Here is a 26,249-nt window from a genome sequence, read left to right as displayed (position 1 = left end):
GAAAGACGTCGCAATCTCCTTCTCGCGTACGGGCCTCATCGGTCCGCCCGGCGCGGCACGGTCAGCAGGAGATGGCGTTTCCGATCGCCTGCTCACCTGGCAGCCCAGCAACATCTGCGAAATAACCGCAGCAGGCTTTGCCTTGCCCGCACCGCGCTCAAAGTGCCTTCCTATCCCGGTTCGCTGTGCTGATAAATGTCGGGTTTCCAAGGCAGTGCGGAAGTCAGCCGCAAGCCGCGAATCTCAGTCATTCGTCTCCGCTTCGGCATATCGGCGAAGCGCATTGACGTCACTTACTATAATCGAGCGATAGGTGTGCGTGAGCCAGCCAGCGTCCCTGAATTGCTTCAATGCGGCATTCACCTGTTTGCGTGATGCATTGGCCATGATGCCCAGCTCGCTTTGAGTCAAGGGCAGAGGGACTTCACCAATTCTTATCGTCCGCTGCAAGACCGAGGCGATGCGACGATCTGCCTGGGGCTTCTGCAAGTCATGCACGACCTCGAGCAAAGTTTCGACGCTCATCATCAGGATTTGCGCGATGTGGTGCGAGACCGTGGGGTCTTTCGCCGCCATTCGGTCGAGCGCATCGAGCGGCACGTGCAACAGCGTCGTATCAAGGGCAGCTCTCACCTCTCCTCGTCGTGGCTTCCTTGTTAGAAAACAAGCCTCTCCCGTCCAGTGGCCAGGTATACCGAGCAGCATCAAGCGCGGTGCGTGATCGAGGGGCGCCAGACTGACGCTAATGGTGCCAGCCACGAGCCCGTAAATTCCACCGGGCGGATCGCCAACGTGAAACAGCACCTCTCCCTTTTTCAATTGAATCAATACCGAATGATCCAGCACGTCCGCCCGAAACTTGCTTGGCACCCGGGTGAGCCAGCCTGACGAGCCTGCGATCTTCTCGGACTCAACCTTAGATATTTTTTTCACAAGCTCTCACCCTTTGTCCGATTTCGGACAATCTTGCATTCTGAGGTCGTTAAACTCAAGGGTGCCTGCAGCTCGGAGGAGAGGGGGTTCGAGTGATGACAACGCATTTAACTCGTCGCGACTTTGTGCTCGGGACGGCTGCTATATCCGTCAGCGCCAACACGAATGCCGCCGCGGCGACATCCCTTGCACCGAGCGATGCGCGAGTGATAGCCAGGGAAGCGACAATCTACGGCGTGCCGATGCTGGAAAACTATCGCATCATGAGGTCGTACTTCGTCGATCGCGACGATCCCGAGTTCAAGGCGCCGTGGAATGCAATCAACAACGTCGCGCGCGTCTTTACCCCGGACGACAAGGCGATCCAGACACCCAATTCCGATACCCCATACTCTCAGCTCGGCGCAGACCTGCGTGCCGAGCCGCTGGTGCTGACAGTGCCCGCCGTTGAGAAGAGGCGGTATTATTCACTGCAGTTCATAGATCTCTACACCTTCAACTTCGCCTATGTAGGAAGCCGCGCCACGGGCAATGATCCCGGAAGTTTCCTGCTGGCCGGCCCACGATGGCAAGGCGAGAGACCGAAAGGCATCAAGGCGGTCATCCGTTCCGAGACCGAGCTCAATCTGGTGCTCTACCGGACACAGCTGTTCGACTCATCCGACCTCGATGGTGTCAAACGAGTTCAGGCTGGCTACAAGGTCCAGACTCTATCCAGCTTCCTGGGGCAACCGGCTCCGCCCCCAATGTCCGCAACCCATTTTCCAGCACCACTCGTGCAAGACGCGCAAAAGAGCTCGCCCGAGTTCTTCGTTCTGTTGAACTTCCTGCTGCAGTTCTGCCCGACGCATCCGTCCGAAAGATCCCTGATGGCTCGCTTTGCGAAGCTGAACATCGGGGCGGGAAAGAACTTCGATCCAGGCAGTCTATCGCCCGAAATGCGCAAAGCCGTGACGGACGGAATGGCAGACGCCTGGAAGGCGTTTGCCGAGTTCAAGGCGAAGGAGGTTGATACCGGCAAGCGCACCGCGGCGGACGGATTCGGTACGCGGGCCATGCTGAAGAACGACTACATGGCCCGGATGGCATCCGCCGTGCTGGGCATCTACGGCAACACCAAGGACGAGGCGATGTACCCGGCTTATTTCCGGGATGCAGACGGCGGCATGCTCAACGGTGCAAGCCGCTACGTGCTTCGCTTCAAGTCAGGACAACTGCCGCCAGCCAATGCCTTCTGGTCCCTCACGATGTACGAGCTGCCGTCGAGCCTGCTCTACGCCAACAAGATCAACCGTTATCTGATCAATTCGACAATGCTCGATAGCCTCAAGCGCGATCCCGATGGCGGTTACACACTCTACATTCAGAATGAACCGCCCGGAGCGGATCGCGAGTCGAACTGGCTGCCTTGCCCCAAGGGGCCGTTCTGGACGACGCTTCGCATATATTGGCCCAAAGCAGAGGCTTTGAAAGGTCAATGGAAGCAGCCCCCGTTGCAGCGCGTTGTCTGAGCGTAAGGAGATTGGCATGAAGATCGGTCGCGTTTCTGTCTTTGCAGTAATGATCACGTCGGTGCAGTTCGGTATGGCGCAAGGCGGATTCCCCGCAGAACATAAGCCCGCTCTGGTAACGCCCGAGAACTTTGCCCGCGCGGAATCGGATCTGTATTTCGGGGGCGTCGTGAAGAACGGTGGTTTTGGAAAATTCGACCATACCCGTTCGCCCGCGCCGCTGGACAAGCAGACTATCATCCGTCTCAACCGAGACACGCTCTATTCGGCCGCCGTGTTCGACCTCGATGCCGGGCCCGTCACGATAACGCTGCCGAACGCTGGCAAGCGATTCATGTCGCTACAAGTGATCGATGAAGACCAGTACACCTTTGGTGTGTTCTACAAGCCCGGCTCCATCACGCTTACACGAAAGGATGTTGGCACACGCTACGCTTTGGCCGCCGTTCGAACGCTCGTCGATCCGGCCGATCCTCAGGACCTCAAGGAGGTGCACGCGCTGCAGGACGCAATCAAGGTGTCCCAAAAGCAGGCGGGGAAGTTCGAGATTCCCGATTGGGATCAAGCAAGCCAGAAGAAGGTGCGTGATGCATTGCTGGCGCTGGGAACCACACTTCCCGATACGAGCCGAATGTATGGACGCAAGGGGGAGGTTGATCCCCTCCGCTTCGTGATCGGCGCAGCCCTTGGCTGGGGGGCAAATCCTCCAAAGGAAGCACTCTACCTCAACGTCGTCCCTGGCCGGAACGACGGCACAACAATCTACAAGCTGAATGTAAAGGATGTGCCGGTTGACGGGTTCTGGTCGATAAGCCTGTACAACGCGGAAGGCTATTTCGAGCCCAACCAGTACAACGCCTATTCACTCAACAACATCACGGCACGAAAGAACGAAGACAATTCGGTATCCGTGCAATTCGGCGGTTGCGACGGAAAGAATCCCAATTGCCTGCCCATCATGAAGGGCTGGAACTATATGGTCCGGCTTTACAGGCCGAGGGCGGAGATCCTGAACGGCAAGTGGAAATTCCCGGAAGCCCAGGCCGACAAGTAGATTTCGGCAACGACAACCGTCTTTCGATGGAAGAAGGCATGAAGCGCAATCGACGGCTCGCGAGCATATCCCTGTCGATGTTTGGCCTGGGTGCGGCTTTGCTGGCGCGACCGGAGCCCTTGTTCGCAGACGAAAGCGGCGTCAGCTTCTGGATTCCCGGCTTTTTCGGCAGTCTCGCCGCGACACCGAGTGTACCCGGATGGTCATGGGCGACAGTCTACTACCACACCGACGTCAGTTCGGGAGCAGGCGCCGCGTTTCCACGCGGCGGTCGAGTCGATGTCGGCATCGCCGGGACAGGCGATCTCGGACTGTTTGGCCCGACTTATGTTTTTGCAACTCCGGTCCTTGGCGGCCAGCTATCCGCAACTCTGCTCGGCATTGCAGGACGAAATGAGGCTTCCGCTGCGCTTTCTCTGGCGGGCCCTCTCGGCAACACGCTCGCCCTGAACCGGACCCAGGAACTCACATCCTACGGTGATTTGATCCCGCAGATTGCGCTCAAATGGAATATGGGCGTGCACAATCTCATGGTTTACGGAACAGGAGCCATCCCCGTCGGCGACTACGATCCGAACCGGCTTGCCAACCTCGGCCTCGGCCATGGCGCGATCGATTTCGGGGCGGGGTACACCTACTTCAATCCGCAAACCGGGAATGAATTCTCAGCGGTCGCAGGAGCGACCTACAACTTCAAGAACACGTCGACCCAGTATCAGAATGGGATCGACTACCATCTCGACTGGGGCGCGTCTCACTTCTTCACCAAGCAATTGCAGGTTGGCGTCGCCGGCTATTATCTGCAGCAGCTTACCGACGATTTCGGCGCGCCGCCTTCATTGGGCGGCTTCCGGTCTCGTGTGGCAGGTGTCGGCCCGCAGATCGGCTTCCTGTTTCCGGTCGGCAACATGCAAGGCTACATCAATCTGAAGGGTTACAAGGAGTTTGCGGCGCAGAACCGACCCGAGGGCTGGAATACCTGGCTCTCGTTTCTGATTTCAGCTGCACCGCCCGAGCCTGCGTCGGCAAGGCCCATTGCGCGGAGATACTGAACGAGCCGCCAGGATCCTGAACCTCAATCAGTGGCCCGGCCGCATCGTCCTCTCAGGGAGACCCGATGGCATCTTCGAAGAACGGCAACATTCAGGTCGGATTCAAGGCCTCCATCATTTCGCTGTTCGTGGTTGTCGTTCTCGCCATCGGTCTGACGCTTGTATATCTGAGCTTTGCGCGGATCACCGCCGCCACGGACTCGGCCGCCAGCAAATTCATCGGCAAAGTGTCCGAATTGTCCGCGGATCGCATTGGTTCGCAGTTGAGGCTCGTACGGGAGAATCTTGCCACGCTGAGGGCTTTGCCGTCGGTCGCTTCAGCCGATATTGAGGACAACCCTCAGCTCAACGCGTTGCTCGCAGCCATGCTCAAGAGCAACAGCCAACTCTTCAATCTCTATATCGGTTACAACGACGGGTCCTTCATAGAGATGGACGCGATCAACACCGTCGAGGGAGAGGCACGCGCGCGGCTGGAAGCACCTGCCGGGGCCGCCTTTCGGCTCGTTGTAATCTCCAGATCGGACGCAGATAGCACTAGGGTCTGTACCTAAATAGCGCCACGTGATTCTCTTGCCTACGTGTTGATTCGGGGGCGAGAGAATGCGCGCTGGTTTGTTTTGGCTGAACGACAGGCAATGGGCGCGTATCGAACCGCATCTGCCGAGGGGACTGACGGGGCCGGATCGGGACGACGACCGACGCATCGTCAGCGGCATCATTCACATGCTGCAATCGGGTGCACGATGGCGTGATTGTCCACGTGAATACGGCCCTTACACGACGATCTACAATCGCTTCAATCGCTGGGCCAAGCGAGGACGATGGTGCGCAATCTTCGAAGCGCTGGCCAAGCCTGGCGAAGACGGCGTCGTACTGTCGCTCGACTCGACCTCGATTAAAGCTCACCGGTGTGCCTCCGGCGGAAAAGGGGGGAGCACAATCAAGCAATCGGCCGCTCGCGCGGAGGCCGCACGACAAAAATCCATGCGCTGAGCGATCCGCTCTGCCGGCCGGTCGTCCTGCATCTGACTCCAGGCCAGGATGCCGATATCGCTGCGGCTCCCGATGTCCTGGCGCTCGCGCCACCCATGAGCGTGCTCCTCGCCGACAAAGGGTATGATGGCGACAAGCTTCGCGGCGCAATCATTCGTCGTGGCGCCAAGCCCGTAATCCCCAATAAATCTAACCGTGTCGTCATCCATCGCTTCAACAAACGCGCCTACAAAGGACGAAATGTCATCGAACGCTGCTTTTGCAGGCTCAAGGACTTCCGGCGCATCGCCACGCGATATGACAAGCTCGCCCGTAATTTTTTGGCCGCTGTTCATCTCGCCGCTCTCGTCGCATATTGGCTCAATTGAGTCTGGACCCTAAGTCGCGGCGGAGATTTCTGACCGAGGGGCTCGAGACCGTGCGGGAATTGCCAGGGCCTCCTGACTACGACCCGCGCGAGCGGCCTTGGTACAAGGACGCAGAGCGTCGCGACGGCAGTACGCTAACCGGGCCCTATGTTTTCTATGCAACCGGGAAACAGGGCTACACCGTCCGGCTGCCGCTGGAACAGGGAAGAGGCGGGGTGATCGCGGGCGATCTGCTGCTCGACGTCGCGCAAGAGCTGTTGAAGCGCGAACAATTGACGCCATCGGCTGCCGCCTTCCTGTTCGACGACGAGGATCGTATCCTGGCCCATCCGCAAATGTCGGAACTGCTGAGACGCGAGGCTTCGGAGACCATTCCTCGCCTTCGCGAAACGGATATGGCCGGCGTGCTTCGGGCGATCAGGGCTTGGCGCGCCGATTCCAATTCGCAGCAGTTCTTTAGCGATCCCGCGGGTCGGCGCTATGCAGCTGCGTTCCAGCCAATTCCGAATTCAGGTCCGGCAAATCTTCATATTGCCGTGCTGGCGCCGGTCGACGAGTTCTTTGCGAGCATTCTATCCGAACGCAGGCGGCTCTTCATTACTGCCGTTGCATTCGTAGCGGTGATGGTTCCCATGGTGTTCCTTATAGGCTCGATGCTTTCCAAGTCGCTGCGGGATCTGGCACTCGAAACCGATCGGATCCAGAAATTCGAGCCCTCTGTTGCGCCGCGGGTGCGCTCGATGATCCGCGAGATCGACGAACTCGGCCATTCGGTTTCGATGATGCGTACCATGACGGAGGCATTCTCACGCTTCGTGCCGCGGCGGCTGGTGGAACGGCTGATCGAGACCGGAACGCCGCTACAACTCGGGGGCATGCGAAGGGAAGTCACCCTGCTGTTTTCCGACGTCGTGAGCTTTACCGAGATTACGGAAAGGGCCGATCCGACTCAGGTCATGCGGTATACGTCGCGCTATTTCGCCGCCATGTCGCACGAGATCATGAGCCACTTCGGCACCGTCGACAAGTTCATCGGCGACGCCATAATGGCCATGTGGAACGCACCGGGCGATGATCCCAACCACGCTGCAAATGCATGCGCCGCCGCGCTCGCCTTTCAGCGTGCGAACGCGCGGCTGAATGCGGAGTTTGAGCGGGACGGATGGCCTGCCTATCGAACTCGAATCGGATTGCATACAGGTGATGCCGTCGTGGGGAATGTGGGCTCCCAGGATCGCATGAACTACACGGCATTTGGATCGACTGTTAATTTGGCGTCGCGCCTCGAGAGGCTCAACAGGAGTTACGGAACATCGATCCTGGTCAGCTCGGCGGTCAAGCAGCGCGCAGAATCCCAGTTTTGCTTCCGCAGCGTCGATCGCATCAAGCCGAAGGGCTTTGCCGAGGAAGTTATAGTCTACGAATTGCGATGCGAACGGACTGTGGCTGACGCCGAGGAGCTGGAATATTGCCGCAGGTGGGAGCTGGTCTATGCCGCGCTATCGCACGGCGTGGCAGGCGCGGAAGTTGAGTTGTGCGCTTTCCTTGCGAAATATCCAGAGGATGGAGTCGCTCGCTGTCATTACGGAAAGTAGTGGCGAGGGCCCGGCCGTTGCCGACTGCGCGCCTTGGATGCGGCGCCGGTTCAGGAGTCCGCGCCCTGGCAGATCTGAGCGCCTTGACATGATTTCCTCCAACATGGAGTTGGGGTAGCTGCTCGGGCACAGATCCACCGCATAATTCAGACTGAGACACCAGGGCACGATCGACATGCACAAGTCGGTTGACCTTCGCCCCAATATGTAACATATAAAGTTACATGAAACGCGACTCCCGATTATCCGGCGTGCTCCACGTCCTGCTGCACATGGCGCAGCAGCCTGGGCCGTTCACGTCCGAGACGCTGGCGAAAGCCATGACCACGAATCCCGTGGTGATCCGGCGCATCATGGCGGGGCTTCGCGATCTCGGTTACGTCCACTCCGAGAAGGGGCATGGCGGCGGCTGGCGGCTTGCCTGCGACCTTTCGAAGGTGACGCTTCGCGACATCTACATTGCGCTCGGGAGTCCCTCGCTGTTGGCGATGGGCAACCGGACCGAGGCGCCGGGTTGTCTCGTCGAGCAGGCGGTCAATGCCGCGCTCGATCAGGCCTTCCACGATGCGGAGGCGCTGCTGCTGTCGCGCCTCGGCGAGGTGACGCTGGCGATGCTCGGCGAGGACCTGCGCAAGCGGCTCGGGTCGCGAAAGATCCACGGCATCAGCGCGCATCGCGCGTGAATGGCGCCATTCACGGGGACGACATCATGACCGACATTCAAGCCGCATTCTCCGATCCGCAGTTCGTGGCGAGATACACGGAGGGGCCGCGGCGCTTCGTACCGGGCTACGACGCCATGCAGTCGATGGCGGCGATTCTCCTGGCCGAACGCGTCCCCGGCGATGCGCGGGTGCTTGTCCTCGGCGCCGGCGGCGGCCTGGAGCTCAAGGCCTTTGCGCAAGCGCATCCCGCCTGGAGCTTCGACGGCGTCGACCCGTCCGCTGCGATGCTGGCGCTCGCCGGCCAGACGCTGGGCGAACTCGCACCACGCGCACGCTTTCATCAGGGCTATATCGACGATGCCCCGGAGGGGCCGTTCGACGGCGCCACCTGCCTGCTGACCCTGCACTTCGTCGACGTCGAAGAGCGGCGCCGCATCGCCACGGAGGTGCGCCGCCGGCTCAAGCCGCGCGCACCTTTCGTGGTCGTGCATCTGAGCGCGCCCCATGGCGAGGAGGAACGCCCGTTGTGGCTGTCGCGCTATTCCGCGTTCCTGGCCGCATCCGGCGTCGAGCCAGACCGGGCAGCGGCCGCGCGGGATGCCGTCACCAACCATCTGCAGATTCTCTCGCCGGCGCAGGATGAGGCGATTCTGCGCGAGGCCGGCTTCTCGGATCCGACGCTGTTCTACACTGGCTTCGCCTTCCGCGGCTGGGTGGCCTACGCCTGAGGTGTCACGGCCTGGTCCACACGGCCGGGCATCAATGCAAAGCCGGATGCGCCATAGAACGTGATGAGATGAGGCTTGATCGCTGCAACAACGGAGGTGCACTCCCTCTCCCGCGCGCGGGAGGGGGTCGGGGAGAGGGTGTATCCCCAACGGGACAATCCCCAAGAGGAGAAAGCCCTCTCCCGGCGCTTCGCGCCGACCTCTCCCGCAAGCGGGAGAGGTGAAGGAGCCGCGGCGATCGATTCAACCTAAAGCCATTCCGCTCTAGCGCTGTACGACCGCAGCCAGTTTCTTCACCGGTGGCGGCTTCCACGTGCCGTTGATGATCGGGGGGCTCTTCTCATTCGGCCAGTACAAGCGCATCATCAGCTGGAATTTGCCGGATGGAGCCGGGAGCCAGTTGGATTCCTTGTCTGCTCCCGGCGAGTCCTTCTGGATATAGATGTCGATGGAGCCGTCCGGGTTCGATTTCAGATTCTGCCGGGCGCTGATCGAATAGCGGTTGATCGGGTTGGCCACGAAGAAGTAGTTGCTGTCATACATCGTCAGCGACCAGAAGCCCCGCGCAGGCGGCAATTGTCCATTTGCAAAACGCAGGACGTACTTGGCGGCTCCGTCATAAGCTTTGCCTTCGCCATCTTTCTGCGAACTGGGATAGACGGCATCTTGCGGCCGGTTCGCGCCGAGACCGACGGCCGTGACGAATGCCCGCATGAAATAGTCGGTCCCGTAGATCCCGGTTTTGGTCGTGTAACCCCACCCGTTGATATCCTTGATCTCCTTGTTGACCTTGAACTGAAGCATGATGCGATCGAAGGCGATTTGCGGGACACGTTTTGCAGAGTCCGCATTGCGCAATCTGCTCGGATCGAACTCCTGTCCGGCGACGAGGCCAATCCGTGCAAACCTGGCGAGCGCGGGGGCATCCGCCGCGGCCGGCGGATTCGCCTTCATGAGCCGCGCCAGGAGTGTGAAATAGGCGATGGTATCCAAGCCATTTACTTGATCGCGCACGGCGGTCTTCATGTCGATGGATCGATCGACCTCGCCGGCTGGCGGCGTATAGGGCTTGCCGTAGCTGCTCAACGGGACCAGCTTGCACTGGTCCTGGACAGCATGGACCGCAGCGTAATCTTCCGGCGTTCCCGTGCAGTAGATCCGTCCGAGTATCCACACGAGGCTGGTTGGTGACTTGTACTCCTTGACGCCGGAGGGGAGCGCACCCTTCCAGCCCGGCCCGGTGATGGCGTAGGTCTGCGCAGCGGTCCCCGTGGTTCGCTTTCCGGGCGCCTGAAACACGTCGGTCCAGCCGTCCAGCATCGGAAACAGAAAATAGCGGTCCTTCATGTCGGGGATACTGAGGACCCACGGCTCCTTTTCGACGTCGATGAATGCCGTCGTGTAGAGGGTGTCCGCATTGGGCGCGGTCACATCGCGGAACGAGGCGTCGGGATATTGGCGCAACTTGATGAACTGGCCCATCGGCGCGCGATTGCCCACCGGGCTCGCGACATTCGTGATGACTCTTCGCGTATATTCCATGGTCACCAACGGATAGCCGTAGATGTAGGCATCCTGGGCCACGGCAAACTCTTCCACTCCTTCACCGAAGTCGCGCAAGATGTCGCCGAACTCTGCGCGGGCCAATGTACCGAATGATGAGCCTGCAAAGAGACTTAGACCGCCAATGGTCGCCTGGCGACGGGATATCGGCATTGCCTTCCCTCCTCTGCACACAACCTTGACGCTAGGTGCCACAAAGCGCGTGACGCTTGATCTAGATCAAGCCCCCGGCGATGCCGCTCTCAGGACGGAGAACGCCCCAGATGGTGAGGAGAGGACGCCTGAGGCGTCACGGCTCCGTCACCGATCAACCGGCACGCCCGGCCCGAGATGATACCGACTTGAAAAGAACACCAACGGCGTGGAGTCACGATGGTCGCAGCCCGAGACTTCAGCGATGATCAGCGTGTGGTCGCTGACCTCGACGTGCCGTGTGACCTCGCAGGCGAACCAGGCCATGCAGCCGGACAGGCGCGGCAGGCCGTCAACGATGTCGTAATGCGGCGCCGCGCCGGTGTTCGGCTGGCTCGCAAAATGCCGCGACAGATCCCGGCCGTGATCCGGCAGGACGTTGACGCAGTAACGTCCGGTCGCCGAGATCGCCCGAAGCATACGGCCGGGCATGACGGAAACCAGCACGGTTGGTGGAGAAAGGCTGACGGTGACGAAACTGTTCGCCGTCATGCCACAGACACAACCGTGCTCGTCCAACGCGGTCAGCACGGCGACGCCGGTCGCAAAGCGCGACGCGGCCTCGCGGAACGAGGCGGGATTGACGCGCGACATCTCAGTCTCCGCTTCGCATCGACTTCACGCTATCGCCCTGACGGGCTCAGGCGGCGCCGACATGCGTTCGATCCAGGCCTGGATGCGCTGCGGCGTGGAGATGCGGTCCCACTGCCGGTCCGGATAGTTGAAATTCTCCGTGAACTCGTTCGCCAGCGCGGGGATCTGGCTCATCGCGCCGATCAGCATGCCCAGCGCTTCCGTCGGCGGCTGCAGCATCACATTGGTCCAGCGCGAGGCCGCCAGCACGCGGTCCTGCCGCTTCAGATCGATCTTCTCGCAGAGGCGCGAATCGAGCGCATCGGCGTTGACGATCTCCTCGCCGAGCACGAAGGCCGCATAGGAGGCGACATTGGCGCCCTGCCCCATCATGGGATCCACGATCGCATGGACGTCGCCGAGCGCGATCGCGCATTTGCCGTCGTCGAATTCGACCACCGTGTTGCGCACGGTCGGGACCACGCCGCCTTGCAGCAGATCCTGAGGCTGCGCGAGATCGAAGCGCGCGGTATCGATGCGGTCGTAAGTGGTCGGGTGATGCTTCTCCAGCTTGCCCAGCAATACCTTCAGGAAGTGTTTCGGGTTGTCGTCGTAGCTGAGCGTCGCCAGCTCCTCCATGTCGCCACCCGGGACGTTCTCCATCAGCAGCGCATTGGCAATCCCGCCGAACGTAATGGTCGGGATCACGATCATCTCGCCATGCCCGGGAGAGACCGAAAGCGTGACGTTCATGGGGTCGGGCTGCCGCACGCCGGTGTAGAGGCCGACGCACAGCCGCCGCTGCGGCTGCGAATAGGGCGTGTGCTCCGGACGGTAGGTGAAGAGCTGGCCGAGCGGCCCCTTGCCGGTGGAGACGACCAGCAGATCGAAGCGCGAGACCAGCGGACGGATGTCGCGCTCCTCGATGCGGCGATACTCGATCCTGCCGCCGCGCTTCGTGAAGTCCTGCATCAGGGCAGGAAGATAGATCCGGTAATCGACGGCGCGGCTTGGTTTGGAGAAATCGCCGCGAAATCTCAGCGGCTGCGGGAAATTGAAGACGTGGTCGTGATAACAATAGTGATCCTTCGGATCGGTCCAGTGATTGACGCCGAGATAGTCCTCGCGGGCGATCGTGACGTGGTGATGCGCGACGGTGTTGAGCAGCCGGATGTTGCGGTAGTCCTCGGGCGGCCGGTCGGTGATGACCGTGGCATCCACGCCGTGCTTTTGCAGGTAGAGCGCGAGATGCAGGCCGGCGATGCCGGCGCCGACAATTCCGATATGGCGTGCCACGTGACTCCCTCCCCGGTTGCTTGTTTTGACAAAGCCTAGCCGTCCGAGATGTTGCGCACTACGGAATATATGGGATATGATTTATTCCGGATCGGAATGAATTATGGACCGGATCGATTGCCTCCGCGCATTCGTTCGCACCCTCGAGGGCGGCAGCTTCTCGGCGGCGGCCAAGGAGCTCGGGATTGGCCAGCCCGCGATCAGCAAGCGCATCGCGATGCTGGAGAGCGAGTTCGGCACGCAGCTGTTCTCGCGCACGACGCGCACGCTCAAGCCGACGGCTGAGGCGCACCGGATCTACGATGTCGCGCGGCAGATCCTCGACAGTTTCGACATGGCGCGGTCGAGCGTCGAACAGGCCACGCCCCGCCCGACCGGCACGCTGCGGATCGGCGTGCCGTCATCGTTCGGACGGCGCTACATGATGCCCGTCATCGCCGAATATGTGCGTCACTATCCTGAGGTTCGGGTCGACATCCGCTTCAGCGAGCGGTTCGTCAATCTGGTGGAGGAGGGCATCGAAATTGCCCTGAGGATCGGTAACCTGGAGGCGAGCACGCTGGTCGCCCGCCGGCTCGGCACCGTGCAGCGCTATCTGGTTGCAACACCGACCTATCTGCACGGCCGCCCGCTGCCACGGACGCCCGACGATCTCAGCGCGCACCAGTGCATCGTCTATTCCAGGATGTCGCCGGCGCATCAATGGGCCTTCGAATCCGAGCATGGCCGTCACGTCGCGTCCATCAACGGACCCATTCATGTCGACGATGCCGACGCGATGCAGGAGGCGACGATGCATCATCTCGGCATCGCGGTCCTGCCCGACTGGAATGCCGCGGACGGTCTTCGCAGCGGCGAGCTCGAGCATGTGCTCCCGGACTACACGATCGCCGCGTTGCCCCTGCATGCGGTCTATCCGGAGACGCAGTGGATGTCGCCACGCGCGCGAACCTTCCTGGATCTCCTCGTGGAGCGCGCCGAACATTTCGCAATGTCTCAGCCGCAGAGCACCGGCATCCGTGCAGATGGTTGACGCCGTCCCGCGCATCATTAAATGACGCCCATGAAAAAGATCGGATTCCTCTCCTTCGGGCACTGGACGCCCTCGCCGCAATCGCAGACCCGCTCCGCCGGCGACACGCTGCTGCAGTCGATCGAGCTTGCCGTTGCGGCGGAACAGCTCGGCGCAGACGGCGCCTATTTCCGCGTCCACCACTTCGCGCGGCAGCTGGCCTCGCCCTTCCCGCTGCTTGCGGCCGTCGGCGCCAGGACCAGCAGGATCGAGATCGGCACGGCCGTGATCGACATGCGCTATGAGAACCCGCTCTACATGGTGGAGGACGCAGGCAGCGCCGATCTCATCGCCGGCGGCCGGCTGCAGCTCGGCATCAGCCGCGGCTCGCCGGAGCAGGTGATCGACGGCTGGCGCTATTTCGGCTACCAGCCGGCCGAGGGCCAGAGCGATGCCGACATGGGCCGGCGCCATGCGGAGGTCTTTCTCGACCTGCTCCGCGGCGAAGGTTTTGCCCAGCCCAATCCGCAGCCGATGTTTCCGAACCCGCCTGGGCTGCTGCGCCTGGAGCCGCATGCGCAGGGCCTGCGCGAACGCATCTGGTGGGGCGCCGGCTCGAACGCGACCGCGGTGTGGGCGGCGAAGCTCGGCATGAACCTGCAGAGCTCGACGCTGAAGAACGACGAGACCGGCGAAGCCTTCCACGTGCAGCAGGCCGCTCAGATCCGAAGCTTTCGCGCGGCATGGAAAGAGGCCGGCCACACCCGAGAGCCGCGCGTGTCCGTCAGCCGCAGTATCTTCGCACTGATGAACGATCGCGACCGCGCCTATTTCGGCGGAGAGCGCGGCGGCGAAGACCAGATCGGCTTCATCGATCCGCAGACCCGGGCCATCTTCGGCCGCTCCTATGCCGCCGAGCCGGATGTGCTGATCGAGCAACTGCGCCAGGACGAGGCCATCGCCGAGGCCGATACCTTGCTGCTGACGATCCCGAACCAGCTTGGCGTCGCCTATTGCGCGCATGCGATCGAGGCGATCCTGACGCACGTGGCGCCGGCGTTGGGGTGGCGGTGACATGGACCGGCGCGGCACGACCAGAAGTCGCGATTGACTTCGTGCACCACCCCCGCCAATGATCCCTTGGGGACTGTTGGACTGAATCAGGGGGTTGGGATGGGCTTGCGTCCGGGGATCTTCGTTGCGGCTTTCTTGCTTGCGGGGTGTGCGTCAGGGCCGATGGGCAGCGCGGCTCTGACAGAACACGTGAGTGCAAATACCGCACGGCTGGTGGTCTATCGCTCATCCGCCCTGGGTTTCGCAGTCCAGCCAAGCTATGCGGTCGATGGACGCGTCATTGGAGGGAGCCAGGCCGCGGGGTTCGTCGCCTGCGAGCTGCCTCCGGGCCGCCACGAGGTTGCAGTCAACAATCTTCCGCTGAGCAGCAACCTGTTCGGGCAAGGAAGTGAGAAGGTGAGCCTCGATCTGCGTGCCGGCAGCACCACCTACCTCTCCGCCCAACCGCAGATGGGAATCGTCACCCCCGGTGCAATCACGTTGATCCAGGTCACGGAGAGCCAGGGCCGTGCCGACGTCGCCAGCTTGCATCAGAGCAACAGCTCATGTGGCAAGGCTTGATCTGAGGCGCTTTGCGGTTTCCTGAGGAGCCCGCCTGAGCGGGCGTCTCGAATGGCCGCACGAGACTGCTCTCAAGTTTGGTTTGCTATCCGCCAGTCTCACCCCGTCTTCGTGCCGGTGATGACGGCCAGCGCCTCGACGAGGCGATCGAGGTCGGCCTCGTCGGTGTAGAGGGCGGGCGTCACACGGATGCACTGGCCTTTGGCGACGCCGGCCCGGCGCACCGTCAGGATCTTATGACCGTCCCTGAGCTTCGCCACCGTCGCGTCGTTGTCGACCTTGCTGGTCTTGCCGGCAAGGCGGAAGGACGTGATCGCGCCATATGAGCCGGCTTCATCCGGCGTCAGAATCTCGATGTCCTTGAATCCGCGGACGCGGCTCACCCAGTAGTCGCGCAAATAACGCAGGCGGGCTTGCTTGGCTGCCGCGCCGATCTGCTGATGCAGCGCCACGGCCGTGGGCACCGTCAGCACCGTGGCGAAATTGACCGTGCCGGTATGTACCCGCGAGCGGATGTCCTCTTGCGGAAAATCCTCGTCGCACATGTTGCGGTCGATGGCCGCGAGACGGTCCTTCCTGATGTAGAGGAAGCCCACGCCAAGCGGGGCGCCGATCCATTTGTGCAGATTGAACCCGACGAAATCGGCGTCGAGCTCGCCCACCCGGAAGTCGATCTGTCCCCAGGAATGAGCGGCGTCGACGATGGTGTCGATGCCCTTGGCCTTGGCCATGCGGGAGATCTCGGCGACCGGCATGACGAAGCCGGTGCGGTGGCCGACATGGGTCAGGAGCAGAAGCCTCGTCTTCGGGTTCGCCTCGATGGCGCGGGCATAGGCGTCGAGCACCGCCTGGCGGGTGGCGGGCTCCGGCACATCGAACTTGACCACGTCGACGCCGCGGCGCGCCTTCAGCGCGTTCATCGCATACTGCATCGAATCATAGTCGAGGTCGGCATAGAGCACGCCGTCGCCGGGCCTCAGCCTGTTGTAGCCGCCGATGAGGAGCTGAAGCGCTTCGGTCGCGCCGCGGGTGAGCGCGATTTCCTCGGGCGCCGCGCCGACCGCCTCCGCCACCCTGGCGCGGACGGCCTCGAAATCCGTACCCGCGCGCAGCCGCGCGTAATAGGTGTTCTGATAGTTGACCATGTCGGACTGGCGGATGAACTCGCGTCTCACCGGCTCGGCCATGATGCCCCAATAGCCGTTCTCGAAATTGACGACATCAGGCGTGACGGCATAGAGCCCCTTCACAGCCGTCCAATAGGCCTTGTCGGTGACGACAGCGGCCACTGAGCCGGTCGGCTGCGCCGGAAGGCCTTCGGCCGCCATCGCCGGTGCCGCAAGCGGCACCACGGCTGCTGCCGCGAGGCCCTTGAGGACCAGCCGGCGGTCAGCCGAAATCGTCTCGATCAGTTGCATGTCAGCTCTCCCCAGAGCGTTCTCGACCGACGTGACGTCCGGCTCGCGTCAAGAGAACGCGTCAAGCAACAATCCAGAGCGCCGTTCCGATGTCATCGGCACCGAAGAGGCTCTGGCGCGCCGGGAAAAAAGCAACGGACGATGCAGCTAAGATGACCGGAGCATGACAATGCGATGATCGCCAAACCGATCGGCGGGATCACCGGCCCTGATCGGGTGAGGCAGGTTGCGGATATCGTGCAGCGGATCCTGTTCGTCAGAGCGACAGCAACATCACCGCCACCGCGTCGTCGTCGTCAGACCGCAAGGCCCAACGCGCCACCCTCGGGCTGAGGCGCCACTGAACCGGCGGGCACATGATTGACGACGAGGCCGGTCGGCACCGCCGCATGTTTTGACAGCGCCGCGGTCACCCTGCGCATCGCGGCCGAACCGAGCTCGCCGGCGCGCGCCACCAGGACGATCAGGTCCGCATGCGAGGCCAGGGCGATGGCGTCGGGCTGCAAGGCGAGATTGCCGGCGTGGACGATGATCAGGTCGAACTCCGAACGAATGTCGTCCTCGGGCCTCGCATCGGGCTTTCGGCCGGCGCTCAGCAGCTCCTCGATCGATTGAAGGCACGCCGTGGTCGAGCCGTCGTGCCATTCGGTCACCGGCGGCTGGTGACTTGCGAATTCCGGCTGGAGCCGGATCAGCACGCTCATCATGCCCCGATTCACGGCGGCGCGATTGAGGGAGCGCGCAACCGTGTTGCCGCCGGCGCTCTTGCCGACCGACAACACCAGCGCGACCTTGCAGCCGCGCACCGGCACACGGTCGATGCGTTCGAGCAGCGGCCGCAGATGGGTGCCGACATCGAGCTCGGCCGAGGTGGCCACCGGTTTTTGCCAGACAGTGCTGATCCCGGCTCCGGATGCCAGCTCGGGGATACGAACCCAGACAGGAAGGCTGGGCATCGGCTCGGGCCGGGGCACGGCGGCGGGCGGTGGCTGGACTTGCCGATCGGGTGCCCCCTCGGCATCCACAGATGCTGGCGCCTGAACGGACGCGGGCTCGTCGGCGGACACGCTCGTCATCACCGCAACGGCGCCGGTCGACGTCAACAGCGAGCCGATGGCCAGCGCCGCGAGCAGCAAGGCGAGCGGCGGACGCGTCGAGCGCACCGGCGGAATGGCGATCGAGGCGACCTTGGTCTGGGATGCCTGCAGCTGACGCTGCTCGCTGGTCGTCTTGAACCTCGACAGGAACTGCTCGTAGATGTTCCTGTTGGCGTCGGCGTCGCGCTGCAGCTCCTGCAGCTTCACGAGAGCCTGACCGTCGACCAGCATCTTCGTCTCGACGGCCTTGAGCTGCTTCTCCAGCGCGTTCTGCTGCTCGCGCTGGGCCTCATATTCGGACTTGGCCGTGTCGATGTTCTTCTTCCGCTCGATCTCGATCTGCCGGTTGATGTCGGCGAGCTGGCTGTAGGAGATCGCGAGGTCGGGATGGCGATCGCCATATACCGCCTTCTTCTGCGCGATCTGGTCGTTCAAGGTCGAGCGCTGCGCGCGCAGCATGCTCAGCAGATCCTGCTTCACCGGCCCTTCGACATTGGCCTTGAGGTCGCGTTGCACCTGCTCGTAGCGCGCCTTGGCCTCCTCGGTGCGCGCGCGGGCGGCGGAGACCTGCTGGGTCAAATCGGTCACCCGCAATTGCTGCGTGGTGGATTCCTTGCCGGCATTGACGATGTTGTGCTCGAGCCGGAAGGCGGCAACGGCATCTTCCGACGCGCGCAGGCGCTCGTTCAGCGCCTTCAACCGGTCCTTGAGCCAGTCGGCGGCCTCGTCGGTTGCCTCGGTGCGAACGCGGCCCTGGCTGGCAACGAATGCCTCTGCGATCGCATTGGCGTAATAAGCGGCCCGCTCGGGGCGATTCGAGGTGAAGGAAATCGCAATGACGTAAGTGAGCCCGCGGCGGGTGATCTCGAGGCGGTTGCGGAATCTTTCGAGCACGCGCGTCATGTCGGTGTAACCGCCGGCGACATCCTCGTCGTCCGCGATCTTGAGCTGCTCGATCAGGGGACGGAGAAAGCCGTCGGATTTTGCGATCTCGATCTGGCTCTGAAGCGCCGCGGCATCCTGGCCGATGCCGGGCAGCACCTCCTGATCCGAGGTCACGCGCAGCTCGCGGGGATCGAGCACGACCAGCGCCGTCGCGGCGTAGCGGACCGGAAGAACCATCAGGACGACGATGCCGAGGGCGAACAGCGCCGCGGCCAGCGTCAGAATGCGCCGGCCGTTCTCGCGCAGAAAGGAGAGTGTACCGGAGACGGTCAGCGATCCCCTGATCAGGGCTGACCCCGTGCCGTCGGGCTTCACCTTCGCAGCCCGCGGCGCTTCCCACGAAGCCGCTTGCTCCGTCGGGGCGATGCTTCGCGGAGATGGGCGGCTACCGAACGCCATGGGTTGGACTCGAAATCAACTGACAGTCATAGCTCAGAGGCTTGCCGCACCGTAAATATCCATGGTTAACCGGCGGTTACGGCGCGCGGCACGAAGCCATAAGACCCGGCGGCATGGCTATGCCGGCGACCGGTGCCGCCTTGCCCCGGCAGGGGGGTCTGATTGCGTGAGGTGAGGCCGTCGACCCTGGGCGCGGCGATCAGCTGATGTTCAGGAGGATCCGTCCCGACGTGCCGCTGCGCATCAGGTCCAGCGCGTCGTTGATGTCATCGAGCGCGAACTCGTGGGTCACGATGCCGCGGTAGCTCACCTTGCCGGCATCGCTCAGGCGAACCAGGCGCGGGATATCGCGCGCGGGCTGGCATTGCCCGCCTTCCGAGCCCTTCAGCACCTTCTCGAAGTGCAAGGGCAGCGTATAGATCTCGGCCTTCTCGCGGGGCACGCCGACAAGGATGCAGCGGCCTTTCTTCGCCGTGATCTCGTAGGCGAGCTCGATCAAGTTCTTGACGCCGGTGGTCTCGACGACCTTGTCGGGTCCGTCGGCCCCCGTGATGGAGCGAACCTCGGCGGCCACATCCTTCACCGCCTCGGAGTTGATGGCGTGGGTGGCGCCGAAATCCCTCGCCATCGCCAGCTTGTTGTCGAGGCGGTCGATCGCAATCACGGGCCAGGCGCCGACCATCGCGGCGAATTGCACGATGTTCAATCCGACGCCGCCGACGCCGAACACCACGACGGCTTCGCCGATGGCGATCTGCGCATCGTTGTTGACGACGCCGAGCGCGGTCGTCACCGCGCAGCCGAGCAGCGGCGCGCTGGTGCGATCGATCGAGGCGGGAACGGGCGTGACGCGATTCTCCGAGACCACGGCATATTCATTGAAGGTGGTGACCCAGCCCGCATTGAGTCGCTTGCCGCGCCAGGAATAGACTGGTGTGTTGGACTGGATGCCCTTGCCCGGCCGCCAGTGCATGACGACGGTGTCGCCCTGCTTGCAGGAGACGACGCCGGGGCCGGTTTCGACGATGGTTGCCAGCGCCTCGTGTCCTAACAGATGCGGCAGGAACTTGTCGACGCCCTTGACGGCGTCGATCTCGTTGATCTGCGCGCCGCAGATGCTCGAGGTGTGCACATGCGCAAGCACCTGGCCGTGTTCGAGCGTATCAGGCAGAGTGAACTCGTCAACGACCAGCGGCTCGCCGGATTCGACGAGGATTGCCGCCTTGGCAGTCTTGATATCCATCAGCAGCGCCCGGTCACTCGAAATAGATGAATTCGTAATCGCCGGTGTAGCCGAGCTTGCCGTACAGCCATATCCATTCCGACGTATGCAGGATGGACTCCGCCGTCAGCGCCCAGCATTCGAGGTTGTGCATTTCGGCGACGTTCCGGTAGCCCTCGACCATGATGTACTTGTTCTTCCCGACCCGCTCGATCTCCTTGACCGCCGCCTCGAGCTCATACAGCCTGAGATTGTGCAGGGTGCCGAGCGAGATGACGAGATCGAAACTGCCGTCGCCATAGGGATAGACGTCCTGGGCGCGATAGTTGAAGAGGTACGGCTTCACCTGCTCGTGCGCATGTGCGAGACCGTGCTTGGAGATGTCGAAGCCGACGACCTTCAAGCCGGGCAGGATCTTCTGCATCTCGTAGAGCAGAAAGCCCTTGCCGCAGCCGACATCGAGCACGCTGGAGCCGTCCTTCAGACCATAGGTCTCGATCAGAGCCCTGGCGACCGGCGCCCAGCGCCCCTCGATGAAGCGGTAGCCGCCATAGCCGAAGCGGCGGTCGCCATCCCAATAATCGGCCTCGTATTCCCGCGCTTTCAGCGAGCAGACGATCTTGTCGTCGTTCATGCGGGCCATGTAGTCGCGCTTGGTCGCCGTATGCAGCGGCGTCACAATATTCAGTAGTCGTCCCATCGAGCCCTCGGATTCCATCACGCGCGAAGATTGTCTTTTAGTGGCCTGGGGAGCCTTGCGCCGTGAACTACGACTCGCCCTAGCATTTGGCCCGAGCGCCATCATTGTTTCAGATCAATGACCAGCGAATCGTGCCGCGGCGGCGTCACCGATCCGCCGCCGAACACGGAGACGCTACAGCACATCGAGGCGACCGGCACCAGGTTCCCAGCGCGACCGTCGGAAAACATGACATAGATGCGCATGCAACCAGAATGCGAACATCGCGTTCATGCTGAAGAGAAGGATTGCCGATCTCGTCCGCAAGATCATTTGTCATTGCCGCAAGGGAATCCACCATGCCGACCAAACCGACGATCGCCCGCATCTGGCGCGGCCGGACCCGCCGCGACCTCGCTGACGCTTACCAGGCTTATCTGCAGGTTGAGGGCATTCCGCCGCTGTTGAAGACCGCACTCGGCGTGCAGCAGTTGCGCGAGGACCGTGATGAGGAGACCTGGTTCACGACCATCTCCTATTGGCCGGACATCGAGGCCATGACGGCTTTCACCAAGGGCGAGCCGACCAAGGTCCATCATCTCGCGCGCGACGCGGAATTCCTGATCGAGCTGCCGGAGCGCATCGAGATCCACCGCATTCTGATCGATGAACAGGGCCTGCGGTGAACAGCTTCATATTGTTCCGCCTGCATCCTTAAGACCAACCATTTTGCCCCGCGCTGAAGGAACGGAGCGGGCAACCCGCCGTTGCCCCGGCATCCTCAACAACATGGAGCGCGACATGATAATGTGTAGAACTTTCGCCGTCCTCGCGGTCGCTGGAGCGATGCTCTCGACGGCTGCTTCGCCGGTGCTCGCGGCGCCTCTGCCGATCGCGAACCCCGGTCCCGACTCAGGCGTGCAGCAGGTCCAGTACCGGCATTGGCACGGACATGGGCATGGTTATTACGGGCACCATCGCGGGCATTACGGTAACGGCGCAGCCGTACTTGGCGGCCTCGCGGCGGGCGCGATCATCGGCGGCGCAATCGCCAGTAGCCAGGCTCAAGCCAACGCCGCGTCCTATTGTGCGCAGCGCTATCGATCCTACGATCCCGGCTCAGGGACCTATTTGGGCCGCGATGGTCTACGCCACCCCTGCCCCTGACGCGCACGTGAAGCTGCGGCAGCCTCATCGCGCAGCGAGAGGCTGCCCGAGCTCAAGGGCAATTCCAATGGGCGACCAGCGCATCTTGATTCGACGGTCCGCGGCGGTATACGTTCCCACCATGATGTTCACGTCCACATTCTTCCCGCTGATCTGAACGGCAGAAAGTCGTTCCGGCGCGTCTGCGCCAATCAGATCAAACCGGCTGCGCTTGATGCTGTAGCCGAGCGGAGAATGTGCAATGCCCAAGGCCGAGCAGGTTGGCCTGACGCCCCGTCAGGTCCAGAACTTCATCGACGACGGTTTCGTCAAGATCGAGGATGCCTTCAGCACCCAGCTTGCAAAGCAATGCAGGGAAGAGCTGTGGGCGGATATTGGTCTGTCGCCGGACCAACCCGAAAACTGGATTCAACCCGTTGTCCGGGTGGGCTCCAAGGCTTCGCCCCCATTCATTGAAGCCGCGAATGCGCCGCCCCTGCGCAGAGCCTACGATCAACTCGTGGGCGAAGGGCGCTGGCTTGCGCCCAGGGGTCTCGGGACCTTTCCGATCCGCTTCCCCTCAGCGGAATCCCCTGGTGATGATGGCTGGCACGTGGACATGAGCTTTGGCACCACCGATCCGGATTTCATGGAATGGCGTGCCAATGTGAAGAGCAGCGGACGCGCATTGCTGATGCTCTTCCTGTTCTCGGACGTTGGCCCGGACGATGCACCCACGAGGATCCGGAAAGGCTCGCATGCTGCCATCGCGCGGGAGCTGCTGCCCCATGGCGATGCAGGCGCGACGCTCCGGCAGCTCTCTGCCGAGAACTACGCCTCGACGGCGGATTGCGAGGTCGAACTGGCGACCGGCACGGCAGGCAGCGTCTATCTGTGCCATCCGTTCCTGGTTCATGCCGCGCAACCACATCGCGGGAAACGGCCGCGCTTCATGGCACAGCCTCCGCTGCTGCCGAAGGGTGAGTTCGATCCGGCGTCGCCACCTTCGCCGGTTCAGATCGCGATCCGGCAGGCTTGCGGACTGGCGTTGTAGCCGGACGAGATCCGGGACCGCCGAGCGGTCCCGGATGTTGCGGCACGCGTACCAGTTCCGCCCGTTTCAGGGGACCTCATTCGCAACTGAGAGAGCAACTACTTAAAGGAATCAGATTCCTAAATTGCAACTATATGGTTACAATCAATTAAGAACATCGCACTATGCATACAATGTATAATTGTATTGCAGGGCGTAAAGATGCCACTCCCGGACCTCGCAAATGGCGTCCGCGATTTCACCTCGCCGAGACAACCTCAAACCCAGGATTGTGATGTTGAGCTGCCCGCTTCAGGGCGCAGCGAACGTGCAATCTGGTTCATCGTTGCCGCAGGTCTGGTTGGTCTGCTCTTCGCCTGCAATCTGCTCAGCTTCGGAATCGCACTTGGAAGTGGACTCCTGGCGATCACGTCAAACGCGGTTTTGCTCGCGTCTGCCTGGCTGATCGAAAGGCAGGGCTGGCTGAGAATCTCCGGGTGGCTCACGGCAACCGCCCAGATCGGCTTCGTGACGATCCTCCTGACGGCTTTGAGCTATGTGCTCGCGAGCACGAACCTGCCAATGCGCGACGCGACACTGATTTCCCTGGATCAGGCGGTCGGGATCGACTGGCGAAGCCTCGTCAAATCCATGATGGACCAGCAAAGGTTGATGTTCGTTCTCAACGTTGCGTATGCCAGTCTCCACTATCAATGTCCGCTGCTGATGCTGCTGCTCTTCCTGTTCGGCCATCATGAAAAAGGAATGCAGTTCACGCTCGTCTGGTCGATCACGCTGGCCGCGACGGTTCTCATCTTCCCGTTCGCGCCTGCTCTGGGCGGCTATCTCTACTATCAACTCGATCCCAAGGACTTTCCCGAAGTCCGGATTGTGGCGGCCTGGCTGTTCGCTCCACCCTTGCTTGCCGCGCGCGATGGCAGCTTGAATGTCATCGAGCTTACGACGCTCGATGGAATCATCACCTTTCCAAGCTTTCACGCGGCCGCAGCGATTCTGTTGGGATGGCACTGGATCTCCATCCCCTTGCTCCGCTGGCCGACGATCCCTCTCAACGCGCTGATGCTCGTTTCAACCGTTCCTGTAGGAGGACACTACATCATCGACGTGATTGCGGGCAGCCTCCTGTCTGTCGTTGCCATCATCGCAGTTCGCGCCTGGGATTCCATGGGGCAGCGGAATCCAAGATCCGCTACGGCCCACGAGCGGCGCTGCGCAACGTCGTCGCCGGCCAGCAGGTCCCGATTGAGTTGACGTCGCCGGGTCGCGCTCACCTGGCCGGCATTGCAGAGACCGAGCGCGAGCGTTTGCTGAAACTGCCGGTGGAACAAGAGCTGTCGTCACCGCCCCTGATATTCGGCCCAGCAGTCTGCCGTCTCATAGACCCGGACCGCCGATAGCTGCCGAAGGCCCGGCTTCAATCGATCCCAGATCCAGACCGCGATATTCTCGGCGGTTGGATTCTCGAGCCCTTCGACCTCGTTCAGGCATTGGTGATCCAGCGCGCCCATGATGTCGGCGAAGCATTTTTCGATATCGAAGAAGTCCGCGACGAAGCCGGTGTGCGGGTCCACCGGACCGTCCAGCTGGACCTCGACCCGATAGGAATGGCCATGCAGCCGGCTGCACCGGTGAGTCTCGGGCACATTTGGCAGCCGATGCGCCGCCTCGAACTTGAACGCCTGCGATATCCTCATCCAGCTCCTCACACGGCGTGGCCATCCGGTCTCGGCCCGGTCTGGCGACCAGATGCTGCCTTGTCCTGACCTGCGTCGAAGAATGGCGCGCCCGGAACGAGGCGAACCGCCAAGTCATAGCCAATTGATAATTCTAGAGAATTTCAATTCCTGCCGTGCAAGCTGATACCACTTGGCTATACCACGAGCAAGCACTCTCTACCGCCCGCAAATCATCAGAAACTGCTACTTTCGCTTCTCTCCAATGCACGAAGGAAACGCGTGACGGTCGCCGTGTTCTCCTCGTTCGGCGCCCTGTCGAGCAAGTCCAGCGCCCTCTCCTTCAGAACGTTCAAGTCGATCAGCCTCTCGAAGCTACGGCTGACACGCTCGTAGTTTCCTGCGGAATGCGCCGCTGTCTTTTGAGTGCATATGCATTACTTGGTTCGCTGGAAATGTAGGTTTCCAGCACCTGATCGGCCTTGGGAAAGAGCATAGCGAGAATGTTGCGCGCGCCCTCAGGACTTTTTGCAGCTTCGGTGAGGTCCTTCAATGAGGCCGCAAGCTCTTTATCTTGTTCCGCCATCAGCTCACCACCATATCAATATTTCGGCGCAACCAAGCGTACACCGAGGGCTCATACAGCTCCAAGACGGTCATCAACGCTAAATCCACCCGGTCTGCGTGATCAGAAAGAGCTGCTAAGGCGACACTCAGAGAATTTACGAAGCGCCTGACATGCCTTGGCGTCGTGAGATAATGACGAAACACGAAATGCCAACTGCCGTTCAATCGTGCTTCGTCCATGCTCCTCAAGGGACCTTGGATAGATGTTCTGAAACATTGCCTGCCAACCGTTCAGCGTCGCAGGGCGGCTGGACCAGTTCTCGCGATAGAGCCTCACAACCTCGGCATGGTTGACCGTTGATCCAGTGCCGCGCACCAGCTTGCAAGCGCCTTCCATGTGGGGCGCCGATCTGCAATACGGACAAACCTTGGGGAACTTCCGGAACACAAGCTCCTCAACGCTGCGAACGCCAAATTTTGCCAGCAAAGGAAAATACCAACCGAGCGCCTTACACAGCGCATCCGTCACATCGAACCCCTCGCGCCGTTTCTTGCGATCATGGATTGTCAGCATGCCGCAGACCTCGACAAAGTGTGCGAAGGTAGCCGTGGCCGTCCGCGTCATGTTCTTGTCGCTGTAGATGTAAGCGACCATTTTATACAGCTCGTCCAGTCGCACCTCGGTGGTGGTCTGCATTTCGCGTTTCCCCTTGCCCATATCCATTGACCGCAGTCATTCCCCCGAAGGTGCCCCTTCGGAGCCCCGGCCGGAACGAGGTGCAGCCTGCAGTTGTGCGCAGCGGTATCTAGCCACAAACCGTCCTTCAGTCGAGACGGTTGAGCGCTGGCGAGCCGGGCGGCGGCGGCGGGCTCAAA

Annotated in this window: 27 protein-coding genes; 15 read left to right on the top strand and 12 right to left on the bottom strand. The window is 61.8% G+C overall.

Annotated elements, in window-relative coordinates; all coding sequences use genetic code 11:
- Window positions 1–243: 243 nt before the first annotated feature.
- Window positions 244–933: a Crp/Fnr family transcriptional regulator gene (locus ABIA42_RS36335; protein WP_271527197.1), complete on the bottom strand. Its 690-nt coding sequence runs from the start codon at window positions 931–933 to the stop codon at window positions 244–246.
- A gap of 95 nt (window positions 934–1,028) precedes the next feature.
- On the opposite strand from ABIA42_RS36335, the gene ABIA42_RS36330 reads away from it, so the two are divergent.
- The 8 genes from ABIA42_RS36330 to ABIA42_RS36295 all read left to right on the top strand — a co-directional run bounded on the left by ABIA42_RS36330 (window position 1,029) and on the right by ABIA42_RS36295 (window position 8,902).
- Entirely contained in the window at window positions 1,029–2,444 is a 1,416-nt protein-coding gene (locus ABIA42_RS36330) for a DUF1254 domain-containing protein (RefSeq protein ID WP_370123727.1), read from the top strand.
- A 73-nt stretch (window positions 2,445–2,517) separates the two neighbouring features.
- Complete coding sequence (locus ABIA42_RS36325) at window positions 2,518–3,498, top strand: DUF1254 domain-containing protein (protein ID WP_370123729.1); 981 nt, start codon at window positions 2,518–2,520, stop codon at window positions 3,496–3,498.
- A 77-nt stretch (window positions 3,499–3,575) separates the two neighbouring features.
- On the top strand, window positions 3,576–4,550 hold the full coding sequence (locus tag ABIA42_RS36320) for a transporter (protein ID WP_370123732.1): 975 nt from the start codon (window positions 3,576–3,578) through the stop codon (window positions 4,548–4,550).
- A gap of 65 nt (window positions 4,551–4,615) precedes the next feature.
- Window positions 4,616–5,104, top strand: a complete 489-nt coding sequence (locus ABIA42_RS36315; protein ID WP_370116246.1) for a hypothetical protein — start codon at window positions 4,616–4,618, stop codon at window positions 5,102–5,104.
- 49 nt (window positions 5,105–5,153) lie between these two features.
- A protein-coding gene (locus tag ABIA42_RS36310; protein ID WP_110115815.1) for an IS5-like element ISBj2 family transposase occupies window positions 5,154–5,914 on the top strand; the annotation gives its coding sequence in 2 pieces (ribosomal slippage) (window positions 5,154–5,493 and window positions 5,493–5,914; 762 coding nt in all).
- 50 nt (window positions 5,915–5,964) lie between these two features.
- Complete coding sequence (locus ABIA42_RS36305) at window positions 5,965–7,509, top strand: adenylate/guanylate cyclase domain-containing protein (protein ID WP_370116248.1); 1,545 nt, start codon at window positions 5,965–5,967, stop codon at window positions 7,507–7,509.
- 224 nt (window positions 7,510–7,733) lie between these two features.
- On the top strand, window positions 7,734–8,192 hold the full coding sequence (locus tag ABIA42_RS36300; RefSeq protein WP_370116250.1) for an Rrf2 family transcriptional regulator: 459 nt from the start codon (window positions 7,734–7,736) through the stop codon (window positions 8,190–8,192).
- Between the two features lie 26 nt (window positions 8,193–8,218).
- Window positions 8,219–8,902 (top strand): class I SAM-dependent methyltransferase, encoded by a 684-nt coding sequence (locus ABIA42_RS36295; protein ID WP_370116252.1) that lies wholly within the window; start codon window positions 8,219–8,221, stop codon window positions 8,900–8,902.
- Window positions 8,903–9,166: 264 nt separating this feature from the next.
- Here the strand turns inward: ABIA42_RS36295 and ABIA42_RS36290 are convergent, their stop codons facing one another.
- The 3 genes from ABIA42_RS36290 to styA form a co-directional block, all read right to left on the bottom strand.
- Window positions 9,167–10,618 carry a DUF1254 domain-containing protein gene (locus tag ABIA42_RS36290; RefSeq protein ID WP_370123735.1) on the bottom strand — a complete coding sequence of 484 codons (1,452 nt, stop codon included), beginning with the start codon at window positions 10,616–10,618 and terminating at the stop codon, window positions 9,167–9,169.
- A gap of 147 nt (window positions 10,619–10,765) precedes the next feature.
- Window positions 10,766–11,251 carry a styrene monooxygenase NADH-dependent flavin reductase subunit StyB gene (gene styB / locus ABIA42_RS36285; protein WP_271527203.1) on the bottom strand — a complete coding sequence of 162 codons (486 nt, stop codon included), beginning with the start codon at window positions 11,249–11,251 and terminating at the stop codon, window positions 10,766–10,768.
- Between the two features lie 24 nt (window positions 11,252–11,275).
- A complete protein-coding gene (gene styA, locus ABIA42_RS36280) occupies window positions 11,276–12,526 on the bottom strand; it encodes a styrene monooxygenase subunit StyA (protein WP_370116254.1) in 1,251 nt (416 codons plus the stop codon).
- Between the two features lie 103 nt (window positions 12,527–12,629).
- Between styA and ABIA42_RS36275 the strand changes: the two genes are divergently transcribed.
- The 3 genes from ABIA42_RS36275 (at window position 12,630) to ABIA42_RS36265 (ending at window position 15,173) form a co-directional block, all read left to right on the top strand.
- A complete protein-coding gene (locus ABIA42_RS36275) occupies window positions 12,630–13,559 on the top strand; it encodes a LysR substrate-binding domain-containing protein (RefSeq protein WP_370116256.1) in 930 nt (309 codons plus the stop codon).
- A gap of 30 nt (window positions 13,560–13,589) precedes the next feature.
- A complete protein-coding gene (locus tag ABIA42_RS36270) occupies window positions 13,590–14,612 on the top strand; it encodes an LLM class flavin-dependent oxidoreductase (RefSeq protein ID WP_370116258.1) in 1,023 nt (340 codons plus the stop codon).
- Window positions 14,613–14,711: 99 nt separating this feature from the next.
- Window positions 14,712–15,173, top strand: a complete 462-nt coding sequence (locus ABIA42_RS36265; protein ID WP_271527207.1) for a DUF2846 domain-containing protein — start codon at window positions 14,712–14,714, stop codon at window positions 15,171–15,173.
- A 98-nt stretch (window positions 15,174–15,271) separates the two neighbouring features.
- On the opposite strand, the gene ABIA42_RS36260 is transcribed toward ABIA42_RS36265, so the two are convergent.
- From ABIA42_RS36260 to ABIA42_RS36240, 5 genes are all read right to left on the bottom strand, one after another.
- A complete protein-coding gene (locus tag ABIA42_RS36260; RefSeq protein WP_370116260.1) occupies window positions 15,272–16,591 on the bottom strand; it encodes an aminotransferase class V-fold PLP-dependent enzyme in 1,320 nt (439 codons plus the stop codon).
- 296 nt (window positions 16,592–16,887) lie between these two features.
- Window positions 16,888–19,032 (bottom strand): GumC family protein, encoded by a 2,145-nt coding sequence (locus ABIA42_RS36255; RefSeq protein WP_370116262.1) that lies wholly within the window; start codon window positions 19,030–19,032, stop codon window positions 16,888–16,890.
- Window positions 19,033–19,231: 199 nt separating this feature from the next.
- Entirely contained in the window at window positions 19,232–20,275 is a 1,044-nt protein-coding gene (locus ABIA42_RS36250) for a zinc-binding dehydrogenase (protein WP_370116264.1), read from the bottom strand.
- Between the two features lie 13 nt (window positions 20,276–20,288).
- Complete coding sequence (locus ABIA42_RS36245) at window positions 20,289–20,954, bottom strand: class I SAM-dependent methyltransferase (RefSeq protein ID WP_370116266.1); 666 nt, start codon at window positions 20,952–20,954, stop codon at window positions 20,289–20,291.
- A gap of 101 nt (window positions 20,955–21,055) precedes the next feature.
- Window positions 21,056–21,199: a hypothetical protein gene (locus ABIA42_RS36240; RefSeq protein ID WP_370116268.1), complete on the bottom strand. Its 144-nt coding sequence runs from the start codon at window positions 21,197–21,199 to the stop codon at window positions 21,056–21,058.
- Window positions 21,200–21,292: 93 nt separating this feature from the next.
- Here ABIA42_RS36240 and ABIA42_RS36235 point away from each other — a divergent pair, with 93 nt between their 5' ends.
- The 4 genes from ABIA42_RS36235 to ABIA42_RS36220 all read left to right on the top strand — a co-directional run bounded on the left by ABIA42_RS36235 (window position 21,293) and on the right by ABIA42_RS36220 (window position 24,384).
- The gene (locus ABIA42_RS36235) at window positions 21,293–21,619 is read left to right on the top strand and encodes a hypothetical protein (RefSeq protein WP_370116270.1); all 327 of its coding nucleotides are present in this window, start codon (window positions 21,293–21,295) and stop codon (window positions 21,617–21,619) included.
- A 115-nt stretch (window positions 21,620–21,734) separates the two neighbouring features.
- Window positions 21,735–22,100, top strand: coding sequence for a BA14K family protein (locus tag ABIA42_RS36230; protein ID WP_370116272.1), 366 nt, complete (start codon window positions 21,735–21,737; stop codon window positions 22,098–22,100).
- Window positions 22,101–22,341: 241 nt separating this feature from the next.
- Window positions 22,342–23,133: a phytanoyl-CoA dioxygenase family protein gene (locus tag ABIA42_RS36225; protein WP_370116274.1), complete on the top strand. Its 792-nt coding sequence runs from the start codon at window positions 22,342–22,344 to the stop codon at window positions 23,131–23,133.
- 201 nt (window positions 23,134–23,334) lie between these two features.
- Complete coding sequence (locus ABIA42_RS36220; protein WP_370116276.1) at window positions 23,335–24,384, top strand: phosphatase PAP2 family protein; 1,050 nt, start codon at window positions 23,335–23,337, stop codon at window positions 24,382–24,384.
- An 86-nt stretch (window positions 24,385–24,470) separates the two neighbouring features.
- Here ABIA42_RS36220 and queD read toward each other — a convergent pair whose 3' ends face one another.
- The 3 genes from queD to ABIA42_RS36205 form a co-directional block, all read right to left on the bottom strand.
- Window positions 24,471–24,827, bottom strand: a complete 357-nt coding sequence (queD, locus tag ABIA42_RS36215) for a 6-carboxytetrahydropterin synthase QueD (RefSeq protein WP_271527216.1) — start codon at window positions 24,825–24,827, stop codon at window positions 24,471–24,473.
- Window positions 24,828–25,167: 340 nt separating this feature from the next.
- Window positions 25,168–25,392, bottom strand: a complete 225-nt coding sequence (locus ABIA42_RS36210) for a hypothetical protein (RefSeq protein ID WP_370116277.1) — start codon at window positions 25,390–25,392, stop codon at window positions 25,168–25,170.
- A 102-nt stretch (window positions 25,393–25,494) separates the two neighbouring features.
- Window positions 25,495–26,070: a hypothetical protein gene (locus ABIA42_RS36205; RefSeq protein WP_370116278.1), complete on the bottom strand. Its 576-nt coding sequence runs from the start codon at window positions 26,068–26,070 to the stop codon at window positions 25,495–25,497.
- Window positions 26,071–26,249: the final 179 nt, after the last annotated feature.

Origin of the sequence: Bradyrhizobium sp. USDA 327, from assembly GCF_041262065.1 — a bacterium.
In the GTDB taxonomy this organism is placed as follows: Bacteria; Pseudomonadota; Alphaproteobacteria; order Rhizobiales; family Xanthobacteraceae; genus Bradyrhizobium; species Bradyrhizobium liaoningense.
The sequence above is the reverse complement of the archived record's forward strand: the minus strand, read 5'-3'. Positions and strand labels throughout refer to the sequence as shown.

What these genes read in the sequence shown, in the direction of transcription:
- ABIA42_RS36300 (WP_370116250.1), top strand. Translation starts at nt 7,734, where the DNA reads ATGAAACGCGACTCCCGATTATCCGGCGTGCTCCACGTCCTGCTGCAC.
- ABIA42_RS36260 (WP_370116260.1), bottom strand. Translation starts at nt 16,591, where the DNA reads ATGCAACTGATCGAGACGATTTCGGCTGACCGCCGGCTGGTCCTCAAG.
- ABIA42_RS36275 (WP_370116256.1), top strand. Translation starts at nt 12,630, where the DNA reads ATGGACCGGATCGATTGCCTCCGCGCATTCGTTCGCACCCTCGAGGGC.
- ABIA42_RS36320 (WP_370123732.1), top strand. Translation starts at nt 3,576, where the DNA reads ATGTTTGGCCTGGGTGCGGCTTTGCTGGCGCGACCGGAGCCCTTGTTC.
- ABIA42_RS36295 (WP_370116252.1), top strand. Translation starts at nt 8,219, where the DNA reads ATGACCGACATTCAAGCCGCATTCTCCGATCCGCAGTTCGTGGCGAGA.
- ABIA42_RS36315 (WP_370116246.1), top strand. Translation starts at nt 4,616, where the DNA reads ATGGCATCTTCGAAGAACGGCAACATTCAGGTCGGATTCAAGGCCTCC.
- ABIA42_RS36250 (WP_370116264.1), bottom strand. Translation starts at nt 20,275, where the DNA reads ATGGATATCAAGACTGCCAAGGCGGCAATCCTCGTCGAATCCGGCGAG.
- ABIA42_RS36240 (WP_370116268.1), bottom strand. Translation starts at nt 21,199, where the DNA reads ATGCGCATCTATGTCATGTTTTCCGACGGTCGCGCTGGGAACCTGGTG.
- ABIA42_RS36270 (WP_370116258.1), top strand. Translation starts at nt 13,590, where the DNA reads ATGAAAAAGATCGGATTCCTCTCCTTCGGGCACTGGACGCCCTCGCCG.
- ABIA42_RS36330 (WP_370123727.1), top strand. Translation starts at nt 1,029, where the DNA reads ATGACAACGCATTTAACTCGTCGCGACTTTGTGCTCGGGACGGCTGCT.
- ABIA42_RS36255 (WP_370116262.1), bottom strand. Translation starts at nt 19,032, where the DNA reads ATGGCGTTCGGTAGCCGCCCATCTCCGCGAAGCATCGCCCCGACGGAG.
- ABIA42_RS36210 (WP_370116277.1), bottom strand. Translation starts at nt 25,392, where the DNA reads ATGGCGGAACAAGATAAAGAGCTTGCGGCCTCATTGAAGGACCTCACC.
- ABIA42_RS36290 (WP_370123735.1), bottom strand. Translation starts at nt 10,618, where the DNA reads ATGCCGATATCCCGTCGCCAGGCGACCATTGGCGGTCTAAGTCTCTTT.
- ABIA42_RS36220 (WP_370116276.1), top strand. Translation starts at nt 23,335, where the DNA reads ATGCCACTCCCGGACCTCGCAAATGGCGTCCGCGATTTCACCTCGCCG.
- ABIA42_RS36245 (WP_370116266.1), bottom strand. Translation starts at nt 20,954, where the DNA reads ATGGGACGACTACTGAATATTGTGACGCCGCTGCATACGGCGACCAAG.
- styB (WP_271527203.1), bottom strand. Translation starts at nt 11,251, where the DNA reads ATGTCGCGCGTCAATCCCGCCTCGTTCCGCGAGGCCGCGTCGCGCTTT.
- ABIA42_RS36325 (WP_370123729.1), top strand. Translation starts at nt 2,518, where the DNA reads ATGGCGCAAGGCGGATTCCCCGCAGAACATAAGCCCGCTCTGGTAACG.
- ABIA42_RS36205 (WP_370116278.1), bottom strand. Translation starts at nt 26,070, where the DNA reads ATGCAGACCACCACCGAGGTGCGACTGGACGAGCTGTATAAAATGGTC.
- ABIA42_RS36230 (WP_370116272.1), top strand. Translation starts at nt 21,735, where the DNA reads ATGATAATGTGTAGAACTTTCGCCGTCCTCGCGGTCGCTGGAGCGATG.
- ABIA42_RS36235 (WP_370116270.1), top strand. Translation starts at nt 21,293, where the DNA reads ATGCCGACCAAACCGACGATCGCCCGCATCTGGCGCGGCCGGACCCGC.
- queD (WP_271527216.1), bottom strand. Translation starts at nt 24,827, where the DNA reads ATGAGGATATCGCAGGCGTTCAAGTTCGAGGCGGCGCATCGGCTGCCA.
- ABIA42_RS36225 (WP_370116274.1), top strand. Translation starts at nt 22,342, where the DNA reads ATGCCCAAGGCCGAGCAGGTTGGCCTGACGCCCCGTCAGGTCCAGAAC.
- ABIA42_RS36265 (WP_271527207.1), top strand. Translation starts at nt 14,712, where the DNA reads ATGGGCTTGCGTCCGGGGATCTTCGTTGCGGCTTTCTTGCTTGCGGGG.